The organism is Hyphococcus lacteus (genome assembly GCF_041058985.1).
In the GTDB taxonomy this organism is placed as follows: Bacteria; Pseudomonadota; Alphaproteobacteria; order Caulobacterales; family Parvularculaceae; genus Hyphococcus; species Hyphococcus lacteus.
Map to the genome: position 1 here is coordinate 1,134,541 of NZ_JBEHZE010000001.1, position 14,161 is coordinate 1,148,701.

A 14,161-nucleotide genomic window follows, 5' to 3' on the forward strand; every position below is an offset into this window, starting at 1 on the left:
GGCGGCAAGGGCTGTTCTTGCCCGGTTGGGCGCTTGTGCATCCTTTCGGTTTTTTTGGAGTGGTTTGGTGATGAGAAGCGCATAAAAAAAGCCCCGCATTAAGCGGGGCTTTTTGTGTGATTGTGCTCGCGGCGCTTTAGAGCGCTGCTTCGAGTTCCGGTAGTGCTTTGAACAGATCAGCAACGAGGCCGTAATCTGCAACCTGGAAGATCGGTGCTTCTTCGTCTTTGTTGATCGCGACGATGATTTTCGAGTCTTTCATCCCTGCGAGATGCTGAATAGCACCAGAGATGCCGACAGCGATGTAAAGCTCTGGGGCTACAACCTTGCCAGTTTGGCCAACCTGATAGTCATTGGGTACATAACCCGCATCAACGGCGGCGCGTGATGCACCAACCGCCGCGCCGAGTTTGTCAGCAATCGGGAAGATATATTTTTCAAAGTTCTCGTAAGAAGCCAACGCGCGGCCACCAGAAATTACGATCTTCGCGCCGCTAAGTTCTGGGCGTTCCGACTTGGTTAGCTCTTCACCAACAAAGTTCGAAAGCCCTTTGTCAGCGGGCGCATCGATTGTTTCGACAGATGCAGCGCCGCCAGTTTCAGCCGCCGCGAAAGACGTTGCGCGCACTGTGATGACTTTTTTTGCATCGTTAGATTTAACCGTCAGCATTGCGTTACCCGCATAGATCGGACGAACGAATGTGTCTGGTGCCTCAACGGCGATGATCTCGGATATCTGCATCACATCAAGAAGTGCGGCTACCCGAGGCATCACGTTTTTGCCGGTGGTCGCAGCAGATTTGAGAATTGCGTCATACCCATCGGCAACGGATACGATCAAATCGGCAAATGGTTCCGCAAGGCGGTTTGCATATTGTGCGGCATCCGCATGAAGAACTTTTCTAACGCCAGCAATTTTAGCAGCTTCCGCTGCGGCGTCTCCAGCACCTGAGCCGGCAACGAGAATATCAACATCGCCGCCGATTGCCTGAGCGGCAGAGACGACTTTTAAAGTTGAATCGTCAATGGAGTTTCCGTGTACGTCTGCAACTACGAGGACAGCCATTAGATTACTCCCGCTTCGTTTTTCAGTTTCTCAACCAACTCAGTTACGCTTTCGACTTTGACGCCGGCTTCGCGTTTAGGTGGCTCGGAGACTTTTACCGTTTGAAGGCGCGGCGCGACATCAACGCTAAAATCACCAATCTCTTTAATGTCGAGCGGTTTTTTCTTGGCTTTCATGATGTTTGGCAGCGACGCATAACGCGGCTCGTTCAACCGAAGGTCGGTTGTCACAATCGCCGGAAGCTTGATTGAAATGGTTTGGAGACCACCATCAATCTCGCGCGTAACATTGATCATACCTTCGGCCGGTTCAACTTTTGAAGCGAAGGTACCTTGTGACCAACCGAGCAGTGCAGCCAACATCTGGCCGGTCTGGTTCGAGTCGTCGTCAATGGCTTGTTTACCGAGAATGATCACCTCGGGTTTTTCCTCTTCGGCAACAGCCTTGAGGAGCTTGGCAACGGCAAGCGGCTCAACCACGTCGTCAGTTTTGATCAGGATCCCACGGTCTGCGCCCATCGCCAGCGCTTGGCGGATCTGGTCCTGCGCTTTTTCCGGACCAATCGAAACGGCGACAACTTCTGTCGCTTTGCCGGCCTCTTTTAGGCGCACGGCTTCTTCGACGGCAATTTCATCGAATGGGTTCATGGACATTTTGACATTGGCGAGATCGACGCCGGTCTCATCCGATTTTACGCGGACTTTGACGTTATAGTCGATCACGCGTTTGACGGGCACGAGGATTTTCATCTTTTGCTCCTGACGGGTGCTGACACGCGGTACCTGCCGAAAATTGGCAAGCGTTCAAATACATTCCGGCGGAACATAGTCGGGGCGCTCAGGGGATTCAACGATTACCGGCAGATGATCGCATATAGCAAACTATCCGGACGAAATTGTCGCACGATTAGCAAGGATCCGAAGCGCTGCGCGGGCTTGAGGCTTATGAGCCGCCGTTGCCAGCCAACCAAAGGAACAACATCATCAGCGCAATGGCGATGGCTTGTGCCGCGACGCGCATCCGCATGAGCTTGTTAGAGTGGTGCTTGGCGAAGCTGCCGCCTTTGGCGAGCGAATAGAGGCCGACACCCAGAATGATCGCAGTGGCCGCAAGGGCAATAGGGATCAAGAAGAAAATAAATCCATTCATGGTATGGCTCCAGCGCCGTTCGTCTGCGGTATGACCAACATATATGCGCTTTTTTGCTCAGTTTATAGTGAGAAAGGATACTGCGCTGCATCCTGGCTGGCTATCGTGAGCCCAATCAAATACGCGCGACTTCGCGCTTTTTCAGGGCTGAACGTTCACGATTTTATTGCGTGTGGCATTATGCCATGCCGGGAAGGCAACCAGTTCTTCGTGATAGGTTACCGGAACGACCCGGCCTTCGCCTTCACTGTTTGCCAAAGTTACACCCTTGAGGCCAAGAAGATATGCCCGGATATCAGCATCGGCAGGTGCCTCAACCCCCAAGCCGCCCTCGCGAGCCGGTGCAACCATGGGCGGCTTTAACTGATCAAGCGTAAAGTCCATACGAACGTCATAGGTACGCTCCGCCTGATAACGAAGAAAGCGTTGTGCGTTGTACCACTGTTCTTTGGTTTTATCGTCTGTGCACGTTTCTAATTCCGCGCCATCCGCGCCCCAACGCCGTTCAGGGCAGTGATAAGGGTCGAAAGAAATATCCCATAAGCGTTCCATTGCGTGCGCTAGGTTAAGGCGCATTCGTGTGGTGTCGGATCGCCAATAGGTAAAGGTACAAGCATCTTTTTCTTCTTCGAATGCTGCAAAGAGATCGCCTGCAAGGTCGTCACCATCATAGGTCACGCCCGGTGCGCCGGTTTTGGCATCTTCGTAGAGATGTTGAATGTTTCGCCGCAATTCGATGAAGCTGACTTTAAGTCGCGCATCACGCGATGGGGTGGAGTATTCTTCCCACTCGCCATAGGTGCCAAAAATGTTTGGCGGAAGAATGCCGGGATGCGGCTTCAAGTGAACCTTTGACATATAGGCATTGTCAACGGCAGCTTTGCGCGCTTTTAGCGACCCACAAATGGTCTGAAGGCCAAAGCGTAGTTCATCGACGGGATTATACGCAAAGTCCGGTGCGGCCAGCGCCCGGCGAACATAATCATAATACTTCAGTGTACGGTTTTTGAAGCGGAATTCACCATAATGCCAAATGCCCGAAGGGTGTGGGTCGGTGCCATGATACTGTTCGAGCGAGTAGTTTTGAATTTCGTCGTTCCTGGCAGCGCGCAGCGTACCCCCCGAAAGTGATCCGTCTTCAGAAAGCCTCGCACCATCCACATAGATCGGGCGCCAGCCTTTCAAGCCCGCACCTAGCGCCGGGCCTGAACGCATAAAGTTGGGGCCATACTCCGTGCGTGTAACGGAATTGTCCGGGTGGGAGGCAACTACCAAAATGCGGCCATCACGCAATATGTCGTAAACAATGCCGACATGGCCATAAATGTCATATGCCAATACGCCCGGTTTGACGGCGTCGTGATTGATCTTTACGGGGTAAAAGTCATCATGGCTTCGTCCGCCGCCTGAAACTGGGTCGGTACGGAACATGGCCGTTGAAACTTCGCCGCCAATTCGCGACAAAAATGCAGGGGCATTACTGACGGAGTTTAATATCTGTCGGCGACCAGAGACTTTATTGCCGCCACTGGAATAGCGAAGATCCTCACGCGATCCATCGGCTGTGCGCATGGCGTTTTGATACGAAAAGGGAAGCCCGTTTTTCCATGCGTAATAAGCGCGAAGGACATAGGCCATATCGGCGCAATCACCCGGAAGCTCTGGATCGACATCAGAGCGATAAGGGTTTGCATTGCTATTAAGGCATGTGGCGAGCGAAGAACAGCTTGAGTGGCCAATCTGTTGTACGAACGCCGAATAACCAGTTTCGTCTTCGGGACTCCAATGGTCTTTATAAACCTCCCAAGCCTTGCCAGTATTTTTTGCAGGCGGAATCAAAGATCTGTCGCCAGCATTCGCCACCCCGCCCAAAAGGCAGGTTGCCGCCATTAATCCCCAACTTAGTTTCCGCGACCACACCATTGTTTCTTTTTAACGTGGCCCGCGCTGACTCGGTAGGGGTAGCGGGGCGGAATTATCTTAGATTTTTTGCAGGCAGTACGAAAATACGGGTTCGATTGCGCAAAGAAAACGCCCAAAAATCGAAAAAAACCGCCTTAATTCAATAGGCTAGTGCAATAAATCGAAATTTCAAGACTGGATCAGTGGGCGAACAATCCCAATCTAGTGAATATAGGTTGGATTAGGGAGGCGATTATGGGTTTTGAATTATTTACGGCTGGTATTGTGGTGCTAGCCGTTTTTTTAATGTTCAACACGGTCAAAATTATTCCGCAAGGGTTTAATTTTACGGTCGAACGATTTGGGAAATACACAAAGACGCTGCCGCCGGGGTTGCATGTTCTGCTGCCATTCATCGACAGAATTGGGCGGCGGATGAATATGATGGAACAAGTGCTTGATATTCCGGCACAGGAAGTCATCACAAGAGATAACGCCCAAGTCAGCACTGATGCGATTGCTTTTATTCAGGTTATGGATGCAGCCGCCGCAGCTTATGAGGTTCATAATCTGACGCGGGCAATTTCAAATTTGGCGATGACAAACGTCCGTACCGTGATTGGGTCGCTTGACCTTGATCAGGTTTTGTCAAACCGAGATGACATCAATGAACGTTTATTAAAAGTCATTGATGCGGCAACTCAACCGTGGGGTGTTAAAGTGACACGTGTTGAGATCAAAGATCTTGAGCCGCCTGCAGACATAACTGAAGCGATGGCACGCCAAATGAAAGCTGAGCGACTGAAGCGTGCGGAAATTTTGACTGCTGAAGGTGAAAAACAGTCCGCCGTTTTAAGGGCTGAAGGTGAAAAGCAGTCTGCCATTCTTGAGGCGGAAGGCCGAAAGGAAGCTGCCTATCGCGATGCAGAAGCACGTGAGCGCGAAGCTGAAGCAGAGGCGAAAGCGACGCAGGTGGTATCCGATGCGATTGGACAAGGTGACGTTCAGGCCATCAATTACTTTGTAGCGCAGGATTACGTTAAAGCGTTTGAAAAACTGGCTATCTCTCCGCAACAGAAAACCGTTATTGTACCAGCAGATATGAGTTCACTCGTCGGTACGATCGCGGGGGTTGGCGCGCTTACGAAAGAAGCATTCGGCAAAACTAGCGAAGGAAACAGTAAAGGCTCTGTGCCAAATAGCTAATTATTATCCGCCCCCGGTATAAATATGTCGGGGGCGGTGCGGATTTCGCGAAAGGGGTCTATTGATGGACAGTCTGATTTCATTTCTTGTACAAATGCCATTCTGGTATTGGTTTGTTTTTGCTATTGCGTTGTTGACCATAGAATTGTTGACCGGCTCCACTTATTTCCTTTGGCCAGCGATTGCTGCGGCCTTTGTGGGGCTATTCGCGTTGCTACCGTTGGGTGATGCTTGGCAAATCCAACTTATTCTTTTCGCTATTATAACAATTGGATTATCAATATTCGCGCCTTCACGCGTGCGGCCGTGGCTACATAATAGTCAATCAGATCATCAAACCCTAAATGATCGTGGGGCCCAGAAAATTGGCCGTCAGGCGAATGTGGATACAGCGTTTCAAAATGGCGCCGGAAAAATTCGGTTGGGCGATACGTTGTGGTTGGCTGAAAGCGAAGCCGGTAGTGATATTGCTGCGGGTGCGCGGGTTGAGATTACACGCGCGGAAGGCACCAAGCTTTATGTAAAGGAAATCGTTTGATCGTCGTGAGTGGGCGGGCTTAAAATGCCCGCCGCCGAAGGTCGCTATGGGCTAGCGTTCGGCCAATTGGCCACAATGCAAACCCGGCGAGTTTCAGGTGGGCCCAGGCAAAGGGTAACCCAATGATTGTGATCGCGAGACCGAGCGCAGCAAGCAAGTGGCCGATAGCAAGCCACCACCCAGCCAGGACAAACCAGATGATATTGCCGAGAAATCCTAGCGGCCCAGTACCTATATCTTCGCCATACAGACGATCGCGCGAAACTGGTTTCGCGCCAAATGGCCAGAGGGTATAAACCCCATTGTCAAATGCGGCGCGTGCCCACGGTAGCCCGATGATGGAGATTGCCATCAGGAAAGCCGCAACAAACCATCCGAGTGCGGCGAATGCGCCGCCAAGAACAAGCCAAATTAAATTTAGAATGAGCGCAATCGGCGAGATTGAACGCTCATCACTGAGTGGGTGGTCGGGATACATTAGCGCCTCCTGTTGTTACTTATATAGGAAGCTTATTGCCCCAGGCTATGGCGTTTGGCGCAGAAATCGAACGGTTTATCCGCTCTAGCGCTTAAATACGCGGTCAAGTGCAAGCGTATCATACTCTTTGAAGGCGAGGATGATCAATGTTGCGACTGCAACTGTTGTTGATGGAAAGAAAAGTATGTTCCGGGTTTCTTCTGTCAAAAGATAAAGGCCCAAAGGGTCTAACAAGTATTTCCAAATCGCAAGTGAACTGATGACCAGAACCGCAGCCTGTAGTGGATACACCACCACGCGAAACAAGCCCAAGATAACGAGAATTCCGAGTGCCATTTGTGCGAGGCCCAATGGCATTTGGAGTGCTTCGACGCTAAGGGATCCGGAATAATATTTATCCGAAATTTTCAGTGAGGTTTCGGGTGAGAATGCGCGAATTGAACCCCAGATGACAAGAAGTAAACCTGTCGTTGTACGTAGTGCTAATAAAAGTGCGGCTTTCATAAGTCCCCTATTAATTTGTTTCGGCGCATTTAACGGACAGTACTTCTGAATGTCATCTCACATCGGCTTCACAATTTGGTCAGTGCGAGCGATTGCCGCCATTTAACCGCCCTATTTGGATGGTTCTCTTTTGAGATGGCTCTATTTCGTATCTTTGTCATTCTCCTGATTCTTGGTGTTTCCTCACCGATATTTGCGCAAGAACCATTCGGTGAGCGCCTGTCCGCAGCGGCTATAGAGCGGACGGCACATCGTATTGTTTATGACCCCGCCTATGTGCGCTTGGACTATCCCATGGGCGATGTTGCTCCTGATCGTGGTGTCTGTGCTGATGTTGTTGTGCGTGCACTCCGCACATTGAATATTGATCTACAGGAAGACATGCATGTGGATATGCGTTCGAACTTTGATGCCTATCCAACGCATTGGGGGCTGACCCGGCCAGACAGAAACATAGATCATCGGCGCGTGCCAAACTTAGAGGTGTATTTTACGCGTCAGGGTGCGCGTTTGCCAAAAACGGATGATGCAAAAAATTACCTGCCCGGTGATATTGTTGCATGGAACCTTCGTGGCGACCGTGGATGGCTTCCGCATATCGGTATTGTTACTGATAAAATCGCCCAAAGTGGCAGGCCAATGATTGTGCACAATATTGGCGCGGGCCCCAAACTTGAAGACGTATTGTTCGACTGGCCGATGACGGGACATTATCGCCTTGACCCGCACTGATTGCATTACGAATTCATTTTTTCGGTATTTCAAGAGTTGATCTAAAAGCGTGTCATGTGCGACTTCGTGTTTGTTTCATCATAATCGGAGGTCATCATGCGCAAAGTTTCCTTAGGACAATCTGGCATAAATGTTTCGCGGCTTGGTTTTGGCTGTATGGGCCTTGCGGAATTTTATGGCGAAGCCGTCTCGAATAACGAGGCTGAAAAGATATTGGAAGCAGCGCTCGACCGTGGCGTAAATTTTCTTGATACGGCTGATATGTATGGTTCTGGCCGCAATGAAGAACAGCTATCTGGATTTTTGAAAAAACATCGCGAAGACGTGGTGCTCGCTACTAAGTTCGCATTTCAGCGCGGCGAAAAGGGCGAGTTGCTGGGTATGTCGAATGATCCGAAATATATCAAAGAGGCTTGCGATGCGTCGTTAAAACGTCTCGGGGTCGATGTTATTGATCTCTATTATATGCACCGCCGTGACCGGAATGTTCCCATTGAGGACTCTGTTGGGGCAATGGCTGACCTCGTAAAGGCAGGCAAGGTACGCGCGTTGGGCCTTTCGGAGGTGAGCGCGGACACGTTGCGAAAGGCGAATGATGTTCACCCTATCGCAGCTTTGCAATCTGAATATTCAATCGTCACCCGCGACATGGAGGCAGAAATGATTCCTGCTTGTCGCGAATTGAATGTTGCGCTTGTTGCCTATTCACCCCTCGGACGTGGTTTGTTGACAGGGGCGTACAGAAACGAAAGTGATTTCGGCAAAGGTGATTACCGCATGATGGGTAATCCGCGTTTTTCCGACGGTGCGCTTGAAAAGAATGTCTCTTTGGTTGATCAGTTAGCGGTGATTGCAGAGGAGAAGGGGGTAAGTCTTGCGCAGATTGCGTTGGCTTGGGTCGTTGCAAAAGGCGACGACATCATTCCGATTCCGGGGACCAAAAAAATTAGTCGACTGGACGAAAATATTGGGGCACTGAATGTAAATTTATCCGCTACCGATATCGCTGCAATCGAAAAAGCCGTGCCACCGGAAGAAGTTGCGGGCGCACGTTATCCGGAATCGCGCTCGTCAACCCTTAACGCCTGATAGGCCAAGGCGAGCGAAAACATCCGTAGGCGTTTCTCCACCTGCGCGCAGGGCGCGCAATGTTATGGATTTATCGCGTTTGGCGAGGCGATTACCAGCATCATCAGTTATAAGCTTGTGGTGCTGGTAAACCGGCTCTGGGTAGTCCAATAATACCTGTAATAGACGGTGAAAATGCGCGGCGCTGGCTAAATCTTCGCCGCGTAAGACGTGGGTGATGCCTTGCAAAGCGTCATCATGGACCGACGCAAGGTGGTAGCTTGTGCCCGCGTCTTTGCGCGCAATGACCGCATCGCCGAAAATATCTGGCGTTGCGGCTATGGTTTTTATCTCCCCACTTGGAAGTTGTTGTTGAAAGCTCAGTGTGTCGAATTTTTCACCTAGCGCGTGCTTTGCCTCGGAAATTGAAAGCCGCCACGCGAAAGCGGCACCAGCCTCGATGAACGCCTGCTCCTCTGATCGAGGAAGCGGCCCGCCAAAAAATTGTGGGCCTTCTGGCGTCTCGTGTGGCGCTCTTGCGATTTCATCCGCGACTTCTTTGCGGGTCTTGAAACAGCGATATGCAAGGCCGCGGTTGCGCAAGGTTTCCAATGCGTTTTCGTAATCGGAAAGGTGATCCGACTGCCGACGAACCGGCAAATCCCAAGTCAAGCCAAGCCATTCAAGGTCTTCAAAAATTGCGGCTTCAAATTCTGGCTTGCATCGGGTTTGGTCGATATCTTCTATGCGTAGAATCATCCGCCCCCCTTGCGCATTGGCTGCGCGAGAGGCAATCAGCGCTGAATAGGCATGGCCGAGATGTAACAGACCCGTCGGCGAAGGCGCAAAGCGTGTGACGAAAGCCGACATGGCACCGCCCCTGACTATGCGCCTGCGCCACCAACAGTGAGCCTGTCAATTTTGATCGTAGGCTGACCAACGCCCACCGGGACACCTTGTCCGGCTTTGCCGCAAACGCCGATCCCGGGGTCGAGGGCGAAGTCATTACCGATCATGGAAACTTTTGTCAGAACGCTGGGGCCATCACCAATGAGCGCTGCATTTTTAATTGGTGCACCCACTTTTCCGTTTTTGACGCGATAGGCTTCGGTGCAATTAAAGACAAACTTGCCCGAGGTAATATCTACCTGACCGCCAGAGAAATTGACCGCATAAATACCATCTTTGACAGTGCTTAAAATTTCTTCCGGGTCGTGGTTACCTGCATTCATAAAAGTATTGGTCATGCGCGGCATGGGTTGATGCGCATAGCTTTCGCGTCGTCCATTACCCGTGGCGGCCATGCCCATCAATCGCGCATTCAGACGATCTTGCAGGTACCCTTTAAGGATGCCGTCTTCAATCAATACTGTGCGTGAGGTTGGCGTGCCTTCGTCATCCACCGTCAGCGAGCCGCGCCGCCCAGCGATGGTACCATCATCAATGACCGTCACCCCGGGGGCCGCGACGCGTTCACCGAGTTTACCTGCAAACGCTGATGTCTGTTTGCGGTTGAAGTCACCTTCAAGGCCATGTCCAACGGCTTCGTGCAAGAGAACACCTGTCCAGCCAGACCCCAGAACCACTTCCATTTCCCCCGCTGGTGCCGATTCGGCCTCAAGATTGATGAGGGCCTGCCGCAAGGCTTCATCAACCTGACCTTGCCATGCGTCGGGCGTTATGAAGCGCGCATAGCCTTCGCGGCCGCCAGCGCCATAGCTGCCCGATTCCTGTCGGTCGCCATCGCCAGCCGTCACAGAAACATTGAGCCGAACTAAGGGCCTGAAATCACGTATTATTTCGCCGCCAGGCCGGATAATTTCAACCGCTTGCCACGAACCGCTGAGCGAGCAGGAAACCTGCCGTACGCGCTTGTCTTTTGTGCGGGCGTAATCGTTGATTTCTTCCAAAAGCTGCGTTTTCGCCTCGAAAGACATATCGCCCAGCGGATTGGCATCTGGATAAAGTTGGGTGTTTGTCCGTGCTGGCCCATCAGCGACCGTGCCGCTTTTTCCTGTTTTAACCGCTTGTACCGCTTCGCCGGCGCGCTTTAGCGCGGCCTCTGACAATTCCGATGCATGGGCGTAACCTGTTGATTCGCCACAGACTGCCCGCAGGCCAAAACCTTGCTGGACATCAAAATTCGCGGTTTTTAGCCGATTGTCATCAAAGACAAAGGCTTCGGATTGGCCATATTCCAGAAATAGCTCACCATCATCCGCGCCCTTAAGGGAAGAATTGAGGATGGATTGTGTGCGTTCACGATCAAGGTCGGTGCGGGAGAAAAAATAAGAGTCTGTCATATGAGTGATTTAGGCGTGCTGGCCCTGATCGGCAATGGTTTGCACGTGTGTAGTTTGAGAGTGTTAGGTGCTGCGACCATTTTACCGCCACTCAGGCAATGACGGAACGCCTACAGGCGGCTTATAAGCGGGCAGAATAGTTTGACCTTGGCGCGCGAGCAGGCGTATCGAAGCGCGCAAAGGCTAGGACAGCTGCCGACGACGTAGGTTAGGTTAGCGAATGACGCGGGATGCGACTATGAAAAGACTACTGAAAGCCGCTTTTGTGGCGATGACTGGAATGAGCGTGTGGGCTGCGTCCGTAGCATATGCCCTCCCCGAGCAAGGCGGTTTGGGCATGGTACCGGCTGGATCGGCGCTCGCGGAAGAAGTGCACTTTTTCCATAATGCGGTTTTACTGCCGATCATCACCGTTATCAGCTTGTTGGTGTTGGCGCTGCTTTTGTGGGTTGTGTTTCGTTACAACGCCAAAGCGAACCCCAATGCGCGTAAATTCTCGCACAACACACTGATTGAGGTTTTGTGGACCGGTATTCCAATCATTATCCTGTTGGTTGTTGCCCTTCCTTCATTTGAGATCCTTTTCAAAGAAGGCATCACACCAGACGGCAAACAGGTTGTTTCGCGCGGCGATGGCCAGACCGTAGATTTCGTTTTCCCAAATGACTTTCCTGAAAGCCGTATGGCTTCTCGTGCTGGTCACCTTCAGGTCATTCTCGATGATGGGGCTTCGCGCACGGTACTTAAGAACAAGCGTGACTATTCGGTCGATGGTTGGGGTGAGCGCGATCTGGTGGTTTCACTCAACGATCCAGCACCAGTGGGCACAAGCGTTATCGTTCGCGGTGGTCGTTCGACCCAGAACGTTTCCGGGTGCCCGACTATTAAACGTTATTTTGACGGGTGCGAAAAAGAGGTGGTTCTCGAGCCGACCATGACGCTTAAGGTCAATGGCTATCAGTGGAACTGGCAGTACGCCTATCCAGATTTCGGCGATTTCGATTTCTTTTCGAATATGATGCCGGAAGATCAAACGACCCCAGAATTATACCGGTTTGAAGTTGATAACCGTGTTGTTGTGCCGGTTGGTGAGACCATCCGCGTAACGGTTACGGCGAATGATGTGATCCACTCATGGGCGCTGCCGAATTTCGCTATTAAGATTGATGCGGTTCCTGGTCGTATTAACGAGACATGGTTCCGCGCTGAACGCGAGGGAATCTATTACGGCCAGTGTTCAGAGATCTGCGGCGTGCGCCATTCCTATATGCCGATTGCGGTTGAGGTTGTTTCGCGCCCGGCATTTGAAGCATGGGTCGATAGCCAGCGTGCGTTGGCTGGTCTTGAGCCAATGTTTGATACTGACGAAGTTAAACTCGCGCAGACGGCTAACGCCGATGCAGCGGCTGAATAAAAGAAGGGCCCAACAAAATGGCTGATGCACACGCGGCACAAGGCGCTCATGAAGAGCACGACCACAAGCCACCATTTTTGGTTCGGTGGTTTTTCTCAACTAACCATAAAGATATCGGAACGCTTTATCTGTTGTTTGCGATCGTTTCGGGCATCATCGGCGGTGCAATGTCGGGCATGATGCGGCTCGAACTTGCCGAGCCGGGTGTGACGTTCCTGACCCAGTGGACCGGCGGCGATCTGACGGCGGCGGCGAATTTTTATAACGTGCTGATCACCTATCACGGTCTGTTCATGATTTTCTTCATGGTGATGCCCGCGATGATTGGCGGCTTTGGGAACTGGTTTGTCCCGATTATGATCGGCTCGCCTGACATGGCCTTCCCGCGGATGAACAACATTTCTTTCTGGTTATACGTTGCGTCCGGGATTGTTATTACGCTTTCGTTGTTTGTGCCCGGTTACGGTTCAAACACGGGCTTCGGTGGTGGCTGGGTTATGTATCCGCCGCTGTCGACAAATACAGGTAATCCCGGACCGGCGATGGACCTTGTGATTCTATCGCTTCACCTTGCTGGTGCCTCTTCTATTCTTGGTGCGATCAATTTTATCACCACGATCTTTAACATGCGCGCACCGGGCATGACGCTGCATAAAATGCCATTGTTTGCTTGGTCAGTGCTCGTGACTGCATTCCTTTTGGTGTTGTCACTTCCTGTTCTTGCTGGCGCTATCACCATGCTGTTGACCGACCGTAATTTCGGCACATCATTCTTTGATGCGGCTGGCGGTGGTGATCCAATTCTTTATCAGCACTTGTTCTGGTTCTTTGGTCACCCAGAGGTGTACATCCTTATCCTGCCGGGATTTGGTATTGTCTCGCACATCGTTTCGACTTTTTCGAAAAAACCAATCTTTGGTTATCTCGGGATGGCCTATGCGATGGTTGCGATTGGCTTTGTTGGCTTTATCGTTTGGGCGCACCACATGTTCACCGTTGGTTTGTCGGTTAACATGAAAGCTTATTTCGTTGCTGCCACAATGGTCATAGCGGTCCCGACGGGGATCAAGATTTTCTCGTGGATTGCAACAATGTGGGGCGGATCGATTTCCTTTAAAACGCCCATGCTTTGGGCTGTCGGATTCATCTTTCTGTTCACCGTTGGTGGTGTGACCGGTGTTGTCCTCGCTAATGCGGGCATCGACCACTACATGCACGATACATATTACGTCGTCGCGCACTTCCATTACGTTCTGTCGCTTGGTGCCGTGTTCGCGATCTTTGCCGGGTGGTACTACTGGTTCGGTAAAATGTTCGGCTACGAATACCGTGAATGGCTGGGTACGTTGCATTTCTGGGTAATGTTTGTTGGCGTGAACCTGATCTTCTTCCCACAACATTTCCTTGGTCTTCAGGGCATGCCGCGTCGTTACATCGACTACCCAGAGGCGTTTGCCTATTGGAACCACGTTTCGACGATCGGGTACTTTGTGATGATCGCGGGGCTGGGTGTCTTTGTGGTTGCGATGATTGACGCATTCTTCATTTACCGTAAAAAAGCAGCAGCAAATCCATGGGGTGAGGGCGCAACAACACTTGAGTGGACGCTTCCTTCTCCGCCGCCTTATCACCAGTTCAATGAACTGCCACGTTTCGATAAAGGCGATGCTAAAGCATTCTAAGTCTATGTGATTGCTACGTTAATCGGAAAACCCCGCCCAGATTGGGCGGGGTTTTTGTTGCAGACATGCCGCTAGCGAGTCGTGCGCGAATGCGTTAATAATGGTTAATAGCCCGTTAG

14 protein-coding genes are annotated in these 14,161 nt (G+C 51.4%); 6 read left to right on the top strand and 8 right to left on the bottom strand.

The window, feature by feature from the left end:
• Positions 1 to 136 precede the first annotated feature (136 nt).
• From ABFZ84_RS05535 to ABFZ84_RS05550, 4 genes are all read right to left on the bottom strand, one after another.
• The gene (locus tag ABFZ84_RS05535) at positions 137 to 1,066 is read right to left on the bottom strand and encodes an electron transfer flavoprotein subunit alpha/FixB family protein (protein WP_369312944.1); all 930 of its coding nucleotides are present in this window, start codon (positions 1,064 to 1,066) and stop codon (positions 137 to 139) included.
• Positions 1,066 to 1,815, bottom strand: a complete 750-nt coding sequence (locus ABFZ84_RS05540; RefSeq protein ID WP_369312945.1) for an electron transfer flavoprotein subunit beta/FixA family protein — start codon at positions 1,813 to 1,815, stop codon at positions 1,066 to 1,068. Before ABFZ84_RS05540 ends, ABFZ84_RS05535 begins: the two co-directional genes overlap by 1 nt.
• Before the next feature lie 193 nt (positions 1,816 to 2,008).
• The gene (locus ABFZ84_RS05545) at positions 2,009 to 2,215 is read right to left on the bottom strand and encodes a twin transmembrane helix small protein (RefSeq protein ID WP_369312946.1); all 207 of its coding nucleotides are present in this window, start codon (positions 2,213 to 2,215) and stop codon (positions 2,009 to 2,011) included.
• Positions 2,216 to 2,356: 141 nt separating this feature from the next.
• A complete protein-coding gene (locus ABFZ84_RS05550; RefSeq protein ID WP_369312947.1) occupies positions 2,357 to 4,105 on the bottom strand; it encodes a hypothetical protein in 1,749 nt (582 codons plus the stop codon).
• 267 nt (positions 4,106 to 4,372) lie between these two features.
• On the opposite strand from ABFZ84_RS05550, the gene ABFZ84_RS05555 reads away from it, so the two are divergent.
• Complete coding sequence (locus tag ABFZ84_RS05555) at positions 4,373 to 5,323, top strand: SPFH domain-containing protein (RefSeq protein WP_369312948.1); 951 nt, start codon at positions 4,373 to 4,375, stop codon at positions 5,321 to 5,323.
• A gap of 64 nt (positions 5,324 to 5,387) precedes the next feature.
• Positions 5,388 to 5,861: an NfeD family protein gene (locus tag ABFZ84_RS05560; RefSeq protein ID WP_369312949.1), complete on the top strand. Its 474-nt coding sequence runs from the start codon at positions 5,388 to 5,390 to the stop codon at positions 5,859 to 5,861.
• 19 nt (positions 5,862 to 5,880) lie between these two features.
• Here the strand turns inward: ABFZ84_RS05560 and ABFZ84_RS05565 are convergent, their stop codons facing one another.
• Entirely contained in the window at positions 5,881 to 6,339 is a 459-nt protein-coding gene (locus ABFZ84_RS05565) for a YccF domain-containing protein (protein WP_407067071.1), read from the bottom strand.
• An 84-nt stretch (positions 6,340 to 6,423) separates the two neighbouring features.
• Positions 6,424 to 6,843 carry a hypothetical protein gene (locus ABFZ84_RS05570; RefSeq protein WP_369312950.1) on the bottom strand — a complete coding sequence of 140 codons (420 nt, stop codon included), beginning with the start codon at positions 6,841 to 6,843 and terminating at the stop codon, positions 6,424 to 6,426.
• Between the two features lie 135 nt (positions 6,844 to 6,978).
• Here ABFZ84_RS05570 and ABFZ84_RS05575 point away from each other — a divergent pair, with 135 nt between their 5' ends.
• Positions 6,979 to 7,575 carry a DUF1287 domain-containing protein gene (locus tag ABFZ84_RS05575; RefSeq protein WP_369312951.1) on the top strand — a complete coding sequence of 199 codons (597 nt, stop codon included), beginning with the start codon at positions 6,979 to 6,981 and terminating at the stop codon, positions 7,573 to 7,575.
• Between the two features lie 96 nt (positions 7,576 to 7,671).
• Entirely contained in the window at positions 7,672 to 8,664 is a 993-nt protein-coding gene (locus ABFZ84_RS05580; RefSeq protein ID WP_369312952.1) for an aldo/keto reductase, read from the top strand.
• On the opposite strand, the gene gluQRS is transcribed toward ABFZ84_RS05580, so the two are convergent.
• Together gluQRS and tldD are read right to left on the bottom strand one after the other, a co-directional pair.
• Positions 8,647 to 9,513, bottom strand: a complete 867-nt coding sequence (gene gluQRS, locus ABFZ84_RS05585) for a tRNA glutamyl-Q(34) synthetase GluQRS (RefSeq protein ID WP_369312953.1) — start codon at positions 9,511 to 9,513, stop codon at positions 8,647 to 8,649. The two genes, ABFZ84_RS05580 and gluQRS, sit on opposite strands and share 18 nt — an antisense overlap.
• A gap of 14 nt (positions 9,514 to 9,527) precedes the next feature.
• A complete protein-coding gene (gene tldD, locus ABFZ84_RS05590; RefSeq protein ID WP_369312954.1) occupies positions 9,528 to 10,946 on the bottom strand; it encodes a metalloprotease TldD in 1,419 nt (472 codons plus the stop codon).
• 238 nt (positions 10,947 to 11,184) lie between these two features.
• On the opposite strand from tldD, the gene ABFZ84_RS05595 reads away from it, so the two are divergent.
• Positions 11,185 to 12,360 carry a cytochrome c oxidase subunit II gene (locus ABFZ84_RS05595; protein WP_369312955.1) on the top strand — a complete coding sequence of 392 codons (1,176 nt, stop codon included), beginning with the start codon at positions 11,185 to 11,187 and terminating at the stop codon, positions 12,358 to 12,360.
• 17 nt (positions 12,361 to 12,377) lie between these two features.
• Complete coding sequence (gene ctaD / locus ABFZ84_RS05600) at positions 12,378 to 14,042, top strand: cytochrome c oxidase subunit I (protein WP_369312956.1); 1,665 nt, start codon at positions 12,378 to 12,380, stop codon at positions 14,040 to 14,042.
• Positions 14,043 to 14,161: the final 119 nt, after the last annotated feature.